The organism is Neochlamydia sp. S13 (assembly GCF_000648235.2).
Classification (GTDB): Bacteria; Chlamydiota; Chlamydiia; order Chlamydiales; family Parachlamydiaceae; genus Neochlamydia.
This window is the reverse complement of record NZ_AP017977.1, coordinates 1,761,255-1,779,187: the sequence shown is the minus strand read 5'-3', so window position 1 is coordinate 1,779,187 and position 17,933 is coordinate 1,761,255. Positions and strand designations below refer to the sequence as shown.

The following is a 17,933-nucleotide window of genomic DNA, read 5'->3' as shown; positions in this document are numbered from 1 at the left end:
AAACAGCCTTATGTCATCCAGAACTTTGTCAAGGGCTGCCATCCTAGATATGTTGCTTGAAAAAGTGTAAACTATTAGTGCTCCCCGTAATATGTTACAAGGTAAGGAACCCTACAACTAACCTTACAGGATTAGCTGGTTGGCCTGTTTTTCTACAAACACCTTATCAAATTCTTCCTCTAGCTGCTTCCCTACAATCAACTTAAGATAGCTTAAATAAGAGAATGATTTGATTGAGTTCGCCGCTAAAGCAGAATTTAAAAAGGTGGCCCTATTGGTTATCTAACTTGTTTGGTTTCATAGTAAACTTTGCAAGAAATTAAGAGCTTTGCAATGATTGACTTGTAAAGAAAATATAGCATTTAAAAAAAAGCTCTTACAGTCTTTTCTCAGGGCGAAAATGCTTTGAATCATGTTGAACTATATAGTAGAAGGTATTGCTCTTTATACTCTAGCTACCTTGCAAGCCTTTAAAAGAGAACAAAGCTTATTTGTCACGCGTATGCCCCTGCCAATCAAAGAGGCCAAAGAACTCATATTTGAAGTGCCTTACGACAAAACTGTAGAGATAGTAGAAGGCTATCAAGCTTTTGAGAGTACCTCTTGCTATGCAGGCGTTGAACAAAGATGGGTAGTCATCTCTAGCCAAGTGACCTATCAAAGAGAATGCCCTACTTTATCCAAGCATTATCTTAAGGACACTGAAAAAGAAGCCAAAGCCTTTACTAAGCTCATGCAGCAAGAGTTTTTATGTTCAAAAGATGCTAAGCGTCAATTAGATAAGTTTGCAAAAAGACTTAAATAGATACAGATGATAGAAACTCAAGTTATAGCAACTCAAAAGCATGCTACGCCTGGTCGGCCCAAAGCTCAGCAAAAACCTTCTACATCTAGCTATCAATTACAAGGCACAGTAGCTTGCTCTTTGCTTAACAAGTTAGCCGATACCCCCGGTGATAAGGATACGAATTCGTTTGACTTGCTTTTTTAATTTTTTTATATTGTCTTTAAAAAATAAAAATACTGAAAAGTTATCACTACCCAAGGAAATAAAATGCATCCTATCTCCTCGACATCTATTGAAAGCTTGCCCAATGAATTGCTGCTCCCTATCTTAGAGGCTTGCGTAGTTCCTTCCTTATTTAGTGTCTGTAAAAGATGGCATTATCTGCTAGCTTCTGAAGTCATGCCCCCTCTTTATAAGCAAATAGGTAAAGTGCATGTTCCTCAAGGAAATGTTAAGGAGCAGGCTCTTATTGTAGATAGGATTTACAAGCTAGAAGAAAAGCTTTCTGAAACAGCAAAGGTAAATGCAATCTTTAGGCAAATCTTTACTTTAGCCAAGTCTCTTTCAACTTTAGAATTTAAATGGAAAACAGAAGAAAAAAAAGGCTTAACGCTGGCTAATTACTCTTCTTATCTCTTAAATATTAATCGCCTTTTACTTTGGAAAAAACTTCCTGGTGGAGAAGAATACTTGAGCCGAGAAGAAATTAAGCACTTGCCTCTACAAAAAAAAGGAGAGCTTCTTAGAGATTGGATTGAAGAAAATTGTAAAAGCATCACGGCTTTGGATTTATCTAGAGCAGGCTTGACTTATTTACCCTCAGAAATAGGCCAATTGTCTCAGCTGCAAACGCTTGAATTAAATCAAAACCAGCTCACCAGTCTGCCTACAGAAATAGGGCAGTTGTCTGAGCTGACACGGCTTAACTTAAGCCAGAACCAGCTCACCGCTCTGCCTACAGAAATTGGGCAGCTGTCTAAGCTACAATGGCTTAACTTAAGCCAAAATCAGCTCACCAGCCTTCCTATAGAAATAGGGCAGCTGTCTAAGCTGACACGGCTTCAATTAAATCAAAACCAGCTCACCAGTCTGCCTGAAGAAATCGGGCGGTTGTCTCGGCTACAAGAGCTTTACTTAAATCAAAACCAGCTCACCAGTCTGCCTGAAGAAATCGGGCGGTTGTCTCGGCTACAAGAGCTTTACTTAAATCAAAACCAGCTCACCAGCCTTCCTGCAAAAATCGGGCAGCTGTCTCAGCTGAAAGGGCTTGAGTTAAATCAAAACCAGCTCACCAGTCTGCCTGCAGAAATCGGGCAGCTGTCTCAACTACGAGTGCTTGACTTAAATCAAAACCAGCTCACCAGTCTACCTGCAGAAATTGGGCAGCTTTCTAATCTGCTACAGCTTTACTTAAGCCAAAACCAGCTGACCAGCCTTCCTGCAAAAATCGGGCGGCTGTCTCAGCTGCAAGTGCTTTACTTAAATCAAAACCAGCTCACCAGCCTTCCTACAGAAATCGGGCAGCTGTCTCAGCTGCAAACGCTTAAATTAAATCAAAACCAGCTCACCGCTCTGCCTGTAGAGATAGGGCAGCTCTCTCAGCTGCTGAGGCTTGACTTAAATCAAAACCAGCTAACCAGTCTACCTGCTGAAATAGGTCAATTGTCTCAGCTGCAATGGCTTAACTTACATCAAAATCAGCTCACCGCTCTGCCTGAAGAAATCGAGCGGTTGTCTCGGCTACAAGAGCTTTACTTAAATCAAAACCAGCTTACCAGCCTTCCTGCAGGAATAAGCCAATTGTCTCAACTACAATTGCTTGACTTAAATCAAAACCAGCTCACCGCTCTGCCTGCAGAAATCGGGCAGCTGTCTGATCTGCAAACCCTTGAATTAGCGGAAAATCCTTTGAAAGATATCGCCGAAAAAATAAGGCAGCGTTTTCAATTGTAGAATGGCCGTAAGTACTTTTTAAATTGGGGTGGGCTAAAATGAAATAAAAAACTTTTAGCCATCTTATCTTTAAAGAAGTAATCCGCTTTTCTTCCCGCAACTAAGCAAGCTTCAACTGCTTGAATAGACCTCTTTCGAAACTCACGTATTTAATTCCCAGTTATAGATTGCTGCAATCAAGTTGAAGCGAAGTGCAAATCTTTTACGTCTATTTCTGTAGCGATCGGCTATAATTTTAAATCGCTTAAGGAGGCCAATGACGTTTTCATTGGCAACTCTTTCTCTGGATAAACTTTGGTTTGTTCTTTTATCCTCTTGAGTTAAAGGCTTCTTCTTACTTTTTTTCTTGGGCATCTGGGTTTGGGCATGTAGCTTTGTTAATCCTTGATATCCTGAATCGGTTAACACTCTTATTTGTGGATTGATTTTAACCTGAGATTCTTTGAATAGCCTAAAATCATGCTTTTTGCCATTGCCAAATGAGGTACAAATTACTTTTTTACTCTTCTTATCGACTACAACTTGGGTCTTTAGGGTATGTTTTTTCTTTTTCCCTGAATAATAGCGCTTTTGTTTTTTTTAGGGCGCTCAATAGGCGTTTCTGTAGCATCAATTAAAATAACCTCATATTCCGTATCGCTTTTCAAAAGCTCTTTACGTCCCGGTAAAGCAAAATCTGGATGCTTGATTAACGTATCTTCAATCCATTTCACCGCTTTATAAGCTGAGCTTTCACTGATTCCATAGCTTTGGCTAATATGGAAATAGGTCCTATATTCTCGCATATATTCCAAGGTCATTAGCAGCATGTCTTCTAAACGTAGTTTATATTTACGCCCGCCTTTAATCTTCTTGGCGGCATCGGCTTGCTGTAAAATTTGCACCATCTTATCAAAGGTACCACGCTTTACCCCTGTCAATCTGCGAAATCGTTCATCATCTAATTTCTCTATCTTATCAAATTTCATGGTGCCTCCTTTAAATGTTGAGTCACCATTTTACTAAAATTTACATTTTATTCCAGTTTCGAAAGAGATCTAATCTATCTGAAAAAAAAGTTGGTAGATTATCTGTGAGTTGTTTTTCATTGATAAAAGCAAGAATTGTTTTGACTTGCTTTTTTAATTTTTTTATATTCTTTTTAAGAATAAAAATGCTAAAAAAGTTATCACTACCCAAGGAAATAAAATGCATCCTATCTCTCCGGCATCTATTGAAAGCTTGCCCAATGAATTGCTGCTCCCTATCTTAGAGACTTGCGTAGTTCCTTCCTTATTTAGCGTCTGTAAAAGATGGCATCATCTGCTAGCTACGGAAGTCATGCCTTCTCTTTATAAGCAAATAGGTAAAGTGCATGTTCCTCAAGGAAATGTTAAGGAGCAGGCTCTTATTGTAGATAGGATTTATAAGCTAGAAGAAAAGCTTTCTGAAGCAGCAAAGGTAAATGCAATCTTTAGGCAAATCTTTACTTTAGCTAACTATCTTTCTCCTTTAAAATCTAAAGGAGACGAAGAGCTTTCTGAAACAGCAAAGGTCAATGTAATCTTTAGGCAAATCTTTAATTTAGCTAGCTCTTTTTTTTCTTTAAAATCTAAAGGACAAATAGAGGAAAAGAGATCTTTTACTCTAGCTAATTACTCTTCTTATCTCTTAAATATTAATCGCCTTTTGCTTTGGAAAAAACTTCCTGGTGGGGAAGAATACTTGAGCCGAGAAGAAATTAAGCACTTGCCTCTAGAGAAAAAAGGAGAGCTTCTTAGGGAGTGGATTGAAGAAAATTGTAAAAACATCAAGGCTTTAGATTTATCTGAAGCAGGCTTGACTTACTTACCCCAAGAAATAGGCCAATTGTCTCAGCTGCAAACGCTTCACTTAAGAGAAAACCAACTCACCAGTCTGCCTACAGAAATAGGTCAATTGTCACAGCTGACCCGGCTTCACTTAAGCGAAAACCAGCTCACCAGTCTGCCTGTAGAAATCGGGCAATTGTCTCAGCTGCAACTCCTTTACTTAAGCCAAAACCAGCTCTCTAGCCTTCCTGTAGAAATCGGGCAATTGTCTCAGTTGCAAGAGCTTTACTCAAGTCAAAACCAGCTCACCAGTCTGCCTGTAGAAATCGGGCAATTGTCTCAGCTGCAACTCCTTTACTTAAGCCAAAACCAGCTCTCCAGCCTGCCTGCAGAAATCGGGCAGCTGCCTAAGCTGCAATGGCTGGAGTTAAATCAGAACCAGCTCACCGCTCTGCCTGTAGAAATCGGGCAATTGTCTCAGCTGCAATGGCTTTACTTAAATCAAAACCAGCTCACCAGCCTGCCTGCAGAAATTAGGCAGCTGTCTCAACTACGAGCGCTTTACTTAAATCAAAACCAGCTCACCAGTCTGCCTGCAGAAATTGGGCAGCTGTCTCAGCTGCAAACGCTTGAATTAAATCGAAACCAGCTCACCGCTCTACCTGCAGAAATAGGACAGCTGCCTCAGCTGCAATGGCTTTACTTAAATCAAAACCAGCTCACCAGCCTGCCTGCAGAAATTAGGCAGCTGTCTCAGCTGCAATCGCTTTACTTAAATCAAAACCAGCTCACCACCCTTCCTGCAGAAATCGGGCAGTTGCCTCAGCTGACCCGGCTTCACTTAAGCGAAAACCAACTCACCAGCCTGCCTGCAGAAATTGAGCAGCTCTCTCAGCTGCGAAGGCTTGACTTAAATCAAAACCAGCTCACCGCTCTGCCTGTAGAAATAGGTCAATTGTCTCAGCTGCAATGGCTTTACTTAAATCAAAACCAGCTCATCAGTCTGCCCGCAGAAATAGATCAATTGTCTCAGCTGCGAACGCTTGAATTAGCGAAAAATCCTTTGAAAGATATCGCCAAAAAAATAAGGCAACGTTTTCAATTGTAGAACGGTCTTAAGTACTTTTTAAATTGAAGTAAACTAAAATGAATAACAAACTTTTAGCTATCTTATCTTTAAACAAGTAATCCGCTTTCCTTCCGGCAACTAAGCAAGCTTAAACTAACCTACACATTTAATAGCGGCAAGAAGTTTTTCTCTTTTTCTGTAGAGTGTTATAGTGGGAAGAACAACCTTTCGTGACAGGAAGAAGCTAGGCGTATTGTATTCCATCATTCGGTAGAAGAATTAAAACAAGACACCAAAAAGAGCCGTTTTTTTCAAATAAGACAAAGAATCAATCTCATTCTTTTAGCCCAAACTAAAATTGCCGCGTCACTTAATCGCAAAAACCTGTGGCTGCTCCTGAATGCTTGGAAGGTCTCCCCCCTTTCCTTGAATCTATCTGAAATAAAAGCGCTGTTAGATTATCTGTGATTTGTTTTTCGTTGATAAGGATACGAATTGGTTTGACTTGCTTTTTTAATTTTTTTATATTGTTTTTAAAAATAAAAATGCTAAAAAAATTATCACTATCACAGGAAATAAAATGCACCCTATCTCTTCGGCATCTATTGAAAGCTTGCCCAATGAATTGCTGCTCCCTATCTTAGAGGCTTGCGTAGTTCCTTCCTTATTTAGCGTCTGTAAAAGATGGCATCATCTGCTGGCTTCTGAAGCGATGCCTTCTCTTTATAAAAAAATAGCACAGCTTCATTTTCCCAGGAAGAATACCACTACCCAGCGAACTCTTATGTTAGCTAAAGTTTATCAGCTCAATCCTGGACTTACCTCCACCGAAAAAATTTATCAAGTTTTTAAACAAGTTTTTACCTTAGCTAAATCTATTTCTCCTTTGGAATTTAAAGGGAAAACAGAAGAAAAAAGAGGCTTAACGCTGGCTAATTACTCTTCTTATCTCTTAAATATTAATCGCCTTTTACTTTGGAAAAAACTTCCTGGTGGGGAAGAATACTTGAGACGAGAAGAAATTAAGCACTTGCCTTTAGAAAAAAAAGGAGAGCTTCTTAGAGATTGGATTGAAGAAAATTGTAAAAACATCACGGCTTTGAATTTATCTAGAGCAGGCCTGACTTACTTACCCCCAGAAATAGGCCAGTTATCTCAGCTGCAAACGCTTGACTTAAGAGAAAACGAGCTCACCAGCCTTCCTGTAGAAATTGGGCAGCTGTCTCAGCTGGAATGGCTTGACTTAAATCAAAACCAGCTCACCGCTCTGCCTGCAGAAATCGGGCAGCTGTCCCAGCTGCAAACGCTTGACTTAAGAGAAAACGAGCTCACCAGCCTTCCTGCAGAAATTGGACAGCTGTCTCAGCTGCAAGAGCTTTGCTTAAATCAAAACCAGCTCACCAGCCTTCCTGTAGAAATCGGGCAGCTGTCTCAGCTGCACACGCTTGACTTAAGAGAAAACCAGCTCACTAGCGTTCCTACAAAAATCGGGCAGCTGTCTCAGCTGCAATATCTTTACTTAAATCAAAACCAGCTCACCGCTCTGCCTACAGAAATAGGGCAGCTGTCTCAGCTGCAATGGCTTTACTTAAGCCAAAACCAGCTCACCCGCCTGCCTGCAGAAATCGGGCAATTGTCTCAGCTACAAGTACTTGAATTAAATCAAAACCAGCTCACCGCTCTGCCTAAAGGAGTAGAGCAACTGTCCCAGCTGACACGGCTTCGCTTAAACCAAAACCAGCTCACCATCCTTCCTGCGGAAATAGGGCAGCTGTCTCAGCTGCAAGAGCTTTACTTAAATCAAAACCAGCTTACCAGTCTGCCTGCAGAAATGGGGCAGCTGTCTCAACTGCAAGAGCTTCTCTTAAATCAAAACCAACTCACCAGTCTTCCTGTAGAAATCGGGCAGCTGTCTCAGCTGAGACGGCTTGAATTAAAACAAAACCAGCTCACCGCTCTGCCTACAGAAATCGGACAGCTGTCTCGATTACGAGTGCTTTACTTAAATCAAAGCCAGCTCACTAGCCTTCCTGCAGAAATAGGTCAATTATCTCAGCTGAAACAGCTTCAATTAGATCAAAACCAGCTCACCAGCCTTCCTGCAGAAATAGGTCAATTGTCTCAGCTGCAAGAGCTTTACTTAAATCAAAATCAGCTCACCAGTCTTCCTGCAGAAATCTGGCGGCTGTCTAATCTGCTACAGCTTGATTTAAGTCAAAACCAGCTCACCGCTCTGCCTGCAGAAATCGGGCAGCTGTCTCAGCTGCAAACGCTTAAATTAAATCAAAACCAGCTCACCGCTCTGCCTGCAGAAATCGCGCAGCTATCCCAGCTGCAAACGCTTGAATTAGCGGAAAATCCTTTGAAAGATATTGCAGAAAAAATAAGGCAGCGTTTTCAATTGTAGAATGGTTGTAAGAGGTTATCTTAAAACTCCTCTTTTACCTCATTAATTCGCCTTAACATCAGTCTAATCATCGATAGATAAATCCAATTTTCACTCGTAGTGGTTTCATACTCTTTAGGAGTTCTTCGATTACGCCCAATCCATGCAAAAGTCCTTTCCACAATCCACCTGTTGGGGAGGACTTTAAAGCTTAAATCAATGGTTTTTGAAAACTCTGCTATTTTATCCCTATGCATCCAGTACCTACGAGGAGGCCTTTTAACGATCTCAAAGCCAATCTCATATTTATTTTGGCAGGTTTGCTTTAATAAAGTGCCTTGATAGTCCATATCCGCCCAAACTTTGGGGATGGTTGAAAATAGGCTTTTGCATTTGTCTAACAGCTTAATTAAGCCCGCTCGCTCGTTTTCGTCAGCAGTTCCTACATAGCATGTTAATAAAAAACCTTGCGTATCCGCTACAATGTGCTTTTTACGCCCCTTAACCTTTTTAGCCCCATCATAACCTGTGAGCCCCCCCTTTCTACTGTTTTAACAGACTGGCTATCAACGAGGGCAGCGGTAGGATCGGGGTTCTTCCCCAGTACAACCTTTAATTTTTTCCTTAAATGATAATTAATTTCCTCAAACTGCGCTTAAGCAACAACTAGCTTACCCTCATTTTAATAGAGATAAGGCGATTATCTCTGCTGCAATATCTTTGGCTATGTAATAAGCAGCTAACTACTCTTCCCACAAGCATAGGACAGCTATCGAAGCTGCAAACGCTCTACTTAAGCGACATCCAACTAACAGCCCTCCCGGCAGAGATAGCTACCTAAACTATTAAATTTTAAGCTAAAACGGAATCTACTAGAAAACATTCCAGCAGAAGTAAAACAGTTTCTCGAGCTATAGCTGAAAAGTAGATGTCTTCATAACCTATAACATTAAAAGGGCAATGGGCCTCCTCCAAGGTTTTTAAGAATATAGATTAACGTGAGTTATTGGATAAGAAAATCCTCTAAGGCTGCTTCAATTATACCTAAGCTGTAAGCCAACTCATTAACTGTTGTTTTTTCGTGTGGGTAAATTGCATGCAGGGCTTACAGGGCTCGTAAGCATATAGGCCACTATTCCGCTGATTAGATTGGTAAAAAAATTTCAAGCGCTGCGATGTCGAGGATGTTCGATTTGACAAGAGTTTTTCAATTTATTGTTAATGCTTTCAATCCTCTCGCTTTCATAATAAAATCTTATCTACCAGTGATATTAGCTTGTTTTTCATATTCTTTTTAAGCCTAGTAATAATTTCTAAGCCCTTGCCGTAAAGCTTGATAAACAATTGGTGGGATACCCTTGTCGGCAAACATTTTGCCAAAAATCCTTTTAGACAGATCAGAGACAGGGACTTGGGTCATCCACATTCCCTGACGTTAATATATAAGCAAAAATTTCTCCTTTATCCTTAATAATTAAATGTAGTTTGAATTTATAAAGGTAACCGGTAGATGTTTTTCCTCTTTTATTTCCTTATCCGATAATTCGCGTTAAGTAACCTCTAATCTTTAATGTGAAAAGGATTTTTTATGCGGATGCCTTTTTATCTATAGAGAGAGAGAGATTCAAAGATATGCTTAAAAAAACTAGGTCTGCATACACAGTTCTCTAAAGGCTGCTTATCTAATTAACGAGAGGGGTTTCCTAAGACATGGGATTGCCTAAGGATAGTTTAAAAGCGTATAATAAGGATTTGAGCAGCTCTTTAGGGGATTACATAACTAATAAAAGCCTGTTTTTAAGGAGAGAGAACCAGCTTTTATAAATTTAATTTACTTTTAAAATATATAGCTATAGTTTCTTTAACCGGTATAAAGTTAAAACTTATAGCCAAATCCTGCGCCTGCTTTAAACCCTCCTACATTGCGATATTTTTTAAAATGCACCGGCTGGTAGAGATAGTCAATGAATACATCCATAAAGATGCGTTCACTCATTGAATAATAAATACCTGATTTTAATATGCCTCCTACGGCAAACTTTGAAACCTTCTCATGTAGGCAACAGGATTTATTAGTTAGATTAATTCTTGAAAAGCTAGGCCCTATTCCAACATATCCGTCGAGAAACTCCCCGAACGGATAAATATATTTTATTCCAAAGCTAATTTGAGGGATCTCTACTTTACTTTTGCCACAACATCTATCTCTGTGAACTCTACTATGTTTAGAGAAATAGTCAAAATTGCTCCAACCCCTTAGATATTCAAAAGGAGGGAGAGGAAGAGAAGCTTCTATTTGATAGCTTGTGCCTATCTTCCCATAAAGTTTTTTAAAGCGCTTATTAGCATGAATAAACGCACCGGAACGGATTTCTAAGGTCATTGGCTGCTCCTCTATCCAGGCATGTAGCTCTCCTATGCTGAGAAGGAAAAGGCATGCGATTCCTATATAAATTTTATTCATGAGTGATCCTTATTTTAGTTGGAATGCTTTCTTTATTGCCTGCATATACTGCAACAATTGCATAGCCTTCTGCAGATTTTTTAGATTTACAACATTTTTTATAGACTAAAGGAGCTCTAGCCGGAATTTGCGCCGTAAGAATCCCTTTGTGATAGACACGATATGAGATTACATAAGGTGAGGGGGATATCCATGTTATCTCTAGCGGGTACTCGGTTCGATTTAAGTATTTACACTTGCTTAAGGAAGCGGCAGCAGTAGGGGCAGGAGGATCTGGTAGGTAGATAGAGACCTCATTTGATTGAGCAGATAGGTCAAAATTATTGCCGGCACAGGTTGCAAATTGATAATCAACTAAAGATTTATTGTAATAGATATTGCCGTTAGAAGGATAGCTAGCAATGTGGGCTTCAAATTCGATCGTGTTTAATTGACCGACAAGCATATCTCCAATAAAAAATCCTTGAGTAAGGTCAGGATCAGGGCTAATGGGTAGGCTATTCAATTTTAAACTACCCGCAACATAGTTGAGGCCGGTGGGCAACACATCCTTAAAATTTACAGACAAGGCGTCACTTGTTCCAGTATTTTCAAGTCGGATAGAAAAAGTGACTTTCTCGCCAAGAGAAGAACTTATGGACTGCACGGCGTTAACAGTTTTTTTCGAGTTTATAATGGGTGCTCCTACTTGAATCTGTAAGCCCAGGGCGTTGACTGTATAATCATCCGATGTAGTCGTACCTAAAGCATAGGCCTTTTTTTGATTATAGGTAATAGCATGAGAAACATCTATGCTTGTAATATCATATCCCTGCCTACCACCCGATTTATTGAGATTATTAAAGGGATCAGCGTTCAAATTTCCATAGCTACCTCTTTCATCCAATTGAGAAGAGCCTACGGCTACATATTTATTATGAATAGGATCTAACTCAAGAGGAAGTCGGGTGTTAATTTGAGAGGCGAAAAAATTGTTGATGGGATTATTAACCCCTGAAAGAGAATTGGCTGCGATGGTGAGGGGTAAACTTTTACCAAAGAGCAGGCAATCACCTGTTTTATTAGCATCCCCTTCAATTGCGCTAATAAAAAGCCTTCCAGAGAGTACGCCGGAAGGGGGAGCACAAAACCCCGACACCTCTACAGGATTAATGGTTCTCGAGGCTTGCTCACAGCCTACAAAAAGTGTCATGTTATGGGTCAGCATTAAAGGATTGGCATAGACGATGGCCAACGTCCATCCAGCACTGTTATGAGTGTCATCTGTAGCTACTATGGTTCCATATATTCCACCTGCTATATATGTGCCTGGGCCTGCATCTTGAACAATGGAGGTTACATCGGCACTTCTTACATAGTTTCCTGATTGCGTGTAACCAGGTGTGATAGCTTCTTGGCTGGTGGCTGGATCGGCTGTAATCGTGTAACTGATTTGTTGGGGAGTAGTCAGGGTGATAGCTACATTAGGTAATGGAGGTAAAGGGGGCGTCCCCGAGGAAGGAAAACCATAACTTCCTCCCCACACCAATTCTGCATAGAGGACAGTACTACCTGGAAGTAGATCTAAGACCGCCGAAGAGCTGTTTTCGAGATAATTCAAAGTCGTGCCAGCGGGTGGATTAATTCCTAGGGGATAAGGGCCATGAGGCGGAGTTCCTACTTGCTTGGCAGGATCTGTGGTGATAAAGGCGCCAATAGAATCATCTGTGCCAGGATTGTTTTCTTGTAGATATTTAGAAAGGCCCAATGTATTTCCTGTGAAAGTGATTCCCCCATTATCGGTGGTGGTATAACGTAGAATATAGGTAGCTTCAAGAGGGGAGCCTAAAGAAAACCCCAGCAAAATACAGAAAAACGTCAGTAACTTTTTCTGAGCGTAGGTAAAGAAGAGCGAGAAGAGAGAAGGGGCATTTATCATTAGCAAGATCCTCAGTATAAATTTTTTGTTTTTCCTTAATAGAATTTTTAAATTCGCTAGAGGCTAGCAAGAAAATAGGTCTATACCTTAATTTTTGAATTTTTGTTAATATAAAACTTTTCTTTTTCAAAAATTTTTAATTTCATAGAGAGGATAATAAAAAAATTTAAGCTAGATCAGCTTTTTTTAAATGCATGGATATTAGACTCTACCCACTTTCCAAAGTTTCGGCTTTATTCATAGATAGCGTTAAGCCATATATCTTTTGGGCTTTCTTCTAAAAGAGCTACCCAAAGGCATTTTTAAAAAAGCAGGTGCCATGGCTAAAAACTTCTTGAATATTCAAGCAGATGAATATAAAAATCAGGTTTACGAGAAAAGTGCAGTAAATTCTAGCTTATACCATTTAAACGAACTCCGTAAGTAGCAGCTATTGAGAATTGCAAACAGTCTTTTTCTAAATTCAAATAAGGAGGATAATTTAGGGAGAGAAAAGGTTTGGAAAGGAGGAAACCATGTTTGTAGCTTTTTATCATACAATAGAGGAATTAAACGCCATGGCAAAAAAGAAAGCCTATGGCAGTTACAGTTGTAAACTAAGAGCAGTGGTGATGGCGATGGAAGGAGAAAGCGCATATCAGATAGGAAAAGCGCTAGGTTATTGTACAAGCGCTATTCAAAAATGGATCCGAAGGTATAATGCTCAAAATTTAGAGGGCCTGAAAGATAGGAGGCCTGTAATAACAGGAAGAAAAAGAGCTTTAACGTTTGAGCAAGAAAAAGCTTTCTTAGAGAGGGTAGAAAAAGGGCCTGAACCTGACGAAAGCATCAATGTTTTCCACCTAGTTGATCTACAAGCTATTCTAAAAAAAGAGTTTGGTAAAAACTTAACCTTGCAAGGAATTTGGACAATCTTACGTCGCAGCCGCTATACGCCTTTGGTTCCTCGTCCTCAGCATTATAAAGCTAACCTAAGGGACCAAGAAGCCTTTAAAAAAAAATTCCAGAAGTCATCACCAGCTTAAACAAACAATTTCCCAAGAAAAACATCGAAATTTGGTTTGAAGATGAGGCACGGCTTGGGCAACAAAGCACCTCTACTAAGGTATGGGCAAAAAAAGGAACGCGGCCAAAAGCTCCTAGGCAGACAGAATATAAAAATCTGTATGTAGCTACAGCTGTTTGCCCACGTTCAGGGCAAGCAGAAGGGATGATTTTACCTTTCTTAAATAGCCAAGGAGTGGAAATTCTTCTTAAGCAAGTTAGTCAATCGCTGCCTGCTTCTTCCCATGCTTTGCTAATTTTAGACCGAGCTAGCTATCATACTAGTAAAACGCTTAAAGTTCCTTCCAATATTCACCTGCTCTTTCTACCTCCTTATAGTCCTGAACTTAATCCTGTTGAAAACTTATGGCATTACTTGCGTAGCCATTTTTGGTCTAATCGTATTTATCGGGGTTATAAAGAACTAGAAAAGATGGCAATAGCTTCTTGGAGAAAGGTATGTCTGCAAGAAAAAAGAATGAAAAGTTTATGTGCTGTATCGTATGCCTAATTGTGTAAGGAGTAATTTAAAAGCGTATTATAAATTTTTATCCATTTTAATTTTAAGTAGGGCGGGGGATCGACGGATGTGGTAGGGGAGGCAAAAAAGGAAATTATTAATTACAAGATATTTTAAGGAGATAAACGTTGAATATGCCATATTTGTTCTGCAAAGTGATAGCTAAAACGATCATGTAATCGATTAGTTCTTCCTTGCCAAAACTCATAGTAATAAGGCTTGATAATAAAACCACCCCATTTATCTGGGCACGGTATTTTAAGGCCTTCATACATTATGCTTAAACGTTCATATTCTTCTTCTAAAATCTTTCGGGAGGAAAGAATACTTCCTTGATGGGAGGCTAAAGCGCCTAATTGGCTTTGACGCGGACGTTTATCGAAATAACTCATCGAGACTTCTCGCGAAGTTTTTTCTGCTAACCCTTGAATAATTACTTGCCTTTCCAATTCCTTCCACAAGAAGATAACCGATACTTGAGGATTTTCAGTGATTTCTTGAGCTTTACGGCTTTCATAGTTGGTAAAAAATGTTAAGCCTCTCTCGTCCAACTTTTTAAGTAACACTGTACGTATAGAAGGAAGACCGGCTTTTGAGCAGGTAGCAAGGACCATGGCATTAGGTTCTAAAATTTGTAAAGCATAAGCTTCTTCTAGCCAAGCTTGAAATTGTTTTACAGGATTAGCTGCGAGGTCTTGGCGTCTTAAAACTTTTTTTGCATATTCTGCTCTTAACTCTTCTAAATTCATTCAAATTTTCCAAAAGGTTTTAAATATTGACACTTTTTTCCTTACTTGTATTATGAGCATACTGTTAAATTTTTTAGAAGAATTTAACCTAATTACATTTATGCTAGGAAAAATTGCATGTCGATAAAACTTTCTCTTAAAAATCTTCAAGTCACTCACAAGAAGATTTTAATGCGGGTGGATTTTAATGTTCCCCTCGATCCATTAGGTCGAATTATCGATGATACACGCATCCAAGCTTCTTTGCCATCTATTGAATATATTCTTAAACAAGGCGGAAGCATTATTTTAATGAGCCACCTAGGACGACCTAATGGCCAAAAAATTTCTAATTTTTCTTTAGAGCCGTGTGCTAAACACTTGTCTACGCTAATCGGGCGTCCAGTACATATGGCAATTGACTGTGTAGGTAAAAGCGTTGAAGCGCAAGTACAAAAACTGGGGGCCTGCCAGGTAATGTTATTAGAAAATCTTCGTTTTTATCGTGCCGAAGAATACCCTGAGCATAATTCCTTTTTTGCCCAGCAGCTGTCAAAGTTAGGGGATGCCTATGTAGATGATGCTTTTGGCACAGCTCATCGTAAGCATACTTCTACTTATTACCTACCTAAGCTTTTCCCGCAACAAGCAGCCATGGGCTTTCTTATGGAAAAAGAAATTTTATTTTTAGAAAAATTTATAGGAAATGCTAAAAAACCTTTTTGCGCCATTATAGGAGGAGCCAAGATATCTACCAAACTAGAGCTTTTAAAAACCTTGTTAAATAAGGTAGACATTCTTTTAATTGGAGGGGCGATGGCTTTCACTTTTATGAAAGCCCAAGGGTATACTATCGGGGATTCTTTATATGAGCCAGAATTTGTAGATATAGCAAAAGATATCTTAGATGAAAGTCGGATAAAGGGAGTGCAAGTGGTTTTACCCAGCGATCATATTATTGCTCAGCAAGTGGAAAAGTCAGCTGATGTGTCTACGATATCAAGCGAAGCAGGAATTCCTGAAGGTCATCAGGGATTTGATATCGGCCCTAAAACCATTCAACAATTTTCTGCATCTATCCAACAGGCCGCTACTATTTTTTGGAACGGTCCCTTAGGTGTCATTGAAGCTATCAAGTTTGCTAATGGTACAATAGCTATAGCAGAAAAGTTGGCTCATTCATCGGCAACTACTTTGGTAGGAGGAGGGGATTCTATTACCGCTCTAAAAAAGGCCGGGCTGATGGAAAAAATCACTTATATCTCTACAGGAGGGGGAGCCTCTTTAAAATTCCTTGAATCAGGCACTCTACCGGGCATAGAAGCTCTCTCTAATGCATAAAGGCTTGTAGAAAAGCTATCTAGATTCTAGCTGTTAACTATCAAGTGCTTAAGTTTTTTCCACTCTTGGTTAGAGGGAAAAACTCCTTGAATAATAAAAAAGAATGTTTTATGATATATGTAAAATTTACTTTTGTAAGCTTTGTATAATGATCCCTACAGTAGGGAAAGCCAGCAGATAATGTAACTTGAGGAATATGATAAGTATTCTCCCTCCAATCTTTGCTCTTCCGATTCTCGAAAATCCTTTTTTGAGTCACATTTTTCTTTTAGAATCCCCTCAACTCGTAAAAATTAGCTATATCTTCAATATAATAAAGGTTTTGCATGTCAGGGTCCAATGCGGTAGATGAACCAGAGTTTAGTAAATGGCGGAGCTATTTGTGGCCCGTCCATAATTACGAGCTAAGAAAGCTCGTTCCGATGCTGTTAATTTTCTTTTTAATTACTTTTGACTATAATATTTTAAGAACCTTAAAAGATACTGTTGTTGTTACTGCTAAGTCTTCGGGTGCCGAAGTGATTCCCTTCATTAAAGTGTGGGTCATGTTTCCTAGTGCCATATTGATGACTATCCTATTTACCCGTCTTTCTAGTTGCTTTTCTCGAGAAAATGTGTTTTATATAATGATAGGTGGCTTTTTAAGTTACTTTGTTATATTCATTCTCATCCTTCATCCCGCTCGTGAGTCTTTGCATCCTCATTCTTTAGCGGATAAAATGCAACAAATCCTTCCTTTAGGTTGCAAAGGATTGATTGCTATGTTTCGCAATTGGACTTTCACAATTTTTTATGTAATGTCTGAACTCTGGAGTAGTGCCATTTTATCGGTGCTGTTTTGGGGGTTTGCTAACCAAGTGACACGCGTGAGCGAAGCTAAAAGGTTTTATGGTCTCTTTGGCATCGGAGCTAATTTCTCAGGGGTGGTGGCAGGACAAGTGTCTGTCTTTATCAGTCGTCATACTTATAATCCTAATATTCCCTATGGGACAGATGCATGGGATCAATCCTTGTTAATGTTAGTTTCCCTGGTCCTTTTATCAGGATTGGGGGCTATCTTTTTATTTCGATGGTTAAATAGCTGTATACTAAGTGATCCTCTCTACTACGATGCAGCCGCGGCTACGGAAGATAAAAACCTTAAAGATAAAAAGCTATCATTAAGGCAAACTTTTGCCTATCTTTCTAAATCAAAATATCTTACATGCATTGCTATTATTGTGCTTTCTTATAATTTAGTAATTAACCTTACCGAAGTGATCTGGAAGCATGAAGTGCGCGAGCTGTATCCTAATCCGAGTGACTACAGTCTTTATACCAACCAAATCTCTACGATTATTGGAGTCATTGCTACTTTTTGTGCTTTGTTTGTTTCCGGGAATAGTATGCGTGTATTGGGATGGACCTTTACAGCCATGCTTACTCCCATCATTCTCTTCTTTACAAGCTTAGGGTTTTTCTTTTTCTTTTTCATGAAAGGACATTTGGCAGAGGTTGTCATGGTGCTAACCGGAATGACTCCTCTTATGTTGGTAGTCTTTGCTGGTTCGGTACAAAATATTCTTAGTCGTGCTGCTAAATACTCTGTGTATGATGCTACCAAAGAAATGGCTTTTATTCCTCTATCAGCCGAGTGGAAATTAAAAGGAAAGGCAGCTATTGATGGAGTCTGCTCAAGGCTCGGAAAGTCTAGTGGTTCTGTTGTGCATCAAACCTTACTTTTACTTTTTTCTACATTTACTGCCAGTGCGCCTTATGTAGCTCTTGTTCTATTTGCGGTTATAGCTATATGGATGATGGCAACACGTATGCTAGGCGGGGCTTTTAATGAAATGACTTTAAAAAAGCCTGAAAGAAAAGATACTTTATCTGAAGTGATATCCTTAGCAAATAGGGGAAAGCTGCAGGAACAGAAAGCCGGCTAGAATGTAGC

Annotated in this window: 7 protein-coding genes; 5 read left to right on the top strand and 2 right to left on the bottom strand. The window is 39.5% G+C overall.

Going from position 1 to position 17,933, the window contains the following annotated elements:
- Positions 1-412: 412 nt before the first annotated feature.
- The 3 genes from TY21_RS06855 (at position 413) to TY21_RS06845 (ending at position 2,740) form a co-directional block, all read left to right on the top strand.
- Positions 413-805, top strand: coding sequence for a hypothetical protein (locus tag TY21_RS06855; protein ID WP_042241594.1), 393 nt, complete (start codon positions 413-415; stop codon positions 803-805).
- 6 nt (positions 806-811) lie between these two features.
- Positions 812-991 (top strand): hypothetical protein, encoded by a 180-nt coding sequence (locus TY21_RS06850; RefSeq protein ID WP_042241591.1) that lies wholly within the window; start codon positions 812-814, stop codon positions 989-991.
- A gap of 63 nt (positions 992-1,054) precedes the next feature.
- Positions 1,055-2,740 (top strand): leucine-rich repeat domain-containing protein, encoded by a 1,686-nt coding sequence (locus tag TY21_RS06845; RefSeq protein ID WP_130589600.1) that lies wholly within the window; start codon positions 1,055-1,057, stop codon positions 2,738-2,740.
- A 141-nt stretch (positions 2,741-2,881) separates the two neighbouring features.
- Here the strand turns inward: TY21_RS06845 and TY21_RS06840 are convergent.
- Positions 2,882-3,708 (bottom strand): IS5 family transposase gene (locus tag TY21_RS06840; RefSeq protein WP_232044343.1). Its coding sequence is split into 2 segments (ribosomal slippage): positions 2,882-3,321 and positions 3,321-3,708, totalling 828 coding nucleotides; the frame shifts between segments, so codons are not numbered across the junction.
- Positions 3,709-3,928: 220 nt separating this feature from the next.
- Here TY21_RS06840 and TY21_RS06835 point away from each other — a divergent pair.
- Positions 3,929-5,638: a leucine-rich repeat domain-containing protein gene (locus tag TY21_RS06835; RefSeq protein WP_197725040.1), complete on the top strand. Its 1,710-nt coding sequence runs from the start codon at positions 3,929-3,931 to the stop codon at positions 5,636-5,638.
- Positions 5,639-5,969: 331 nt separating this feature from the next.
- Here the strand turns inward: TY21_RS06835 and TY21_RS06830 are convergent, their stop codons facing one another.
- Positions 5,970-6,185, bottom strand: coding sequence for a hypothetical protein (locus TY21_RS06830; protein WP_130589599.1), 216 nt, complete (start codon positions 6,183-6,185; stop codon positions 5,970-5,972).
- On the opposite strand from TY21_RS06830, the gene TY21_RS06825 reads away from it, so the two are divergent.
- Positions 6,180-8,006, top strand: coding sequence for a leucine-rich repeat domain-containing protein (locus TY21_RS06825; RefSeq protein WP_130589598.1), 1,827 nt, complete (start codon positions 6,180-6,182; stop codon positions 8,004-8,006). The genes TY21_RS06830 and TY21_RS06825 overlap by 6 nt on opposite strands.
- Positions 8,007-17,933 lie beyond the last annotated feature (9,927 nt).

What these genes read in the sequence shown, in the direction of transcription:
- TY21_RS06835 (WP_197725040.1), top strand. Translation starts at nt 3,929, where the DNA reads ATGCATCCTATCTCTCCGGCATCTATTGAAAGCTTGCCCAATGAATTG.
- TY21_RS06855 (WP_042241594.1), top strand. Translation starts at nt 413, where the DNA reads ATGTTGAACTATATAGTAGAAGGTATTGCTCTTTATACTCTAGCTACC.
- TY21_RS06850 (WP_042241591.1), top strand. Translation starts at nt 812, where the DNA reads ATGATAGAAACTCAAGTTATAGCAACTCAAAAGCATGCTACGCCTGGT.
- TY21_RS06845 (WP_130589600.1), top strand. Translation starts at nt 1,055, where the DNA reads ATGCATCCTATCTCCTCGACATCTATTGAAAGCTTGCCCAATGAATTG.
- TY21_RS06825 (WP_130589598.1), top strand. Translation starts at nt 6,180, where the DNA reads ATGCACCCTATCTCTTCGGCATCTATTGAAAGCTTGCCCAATGAATTG.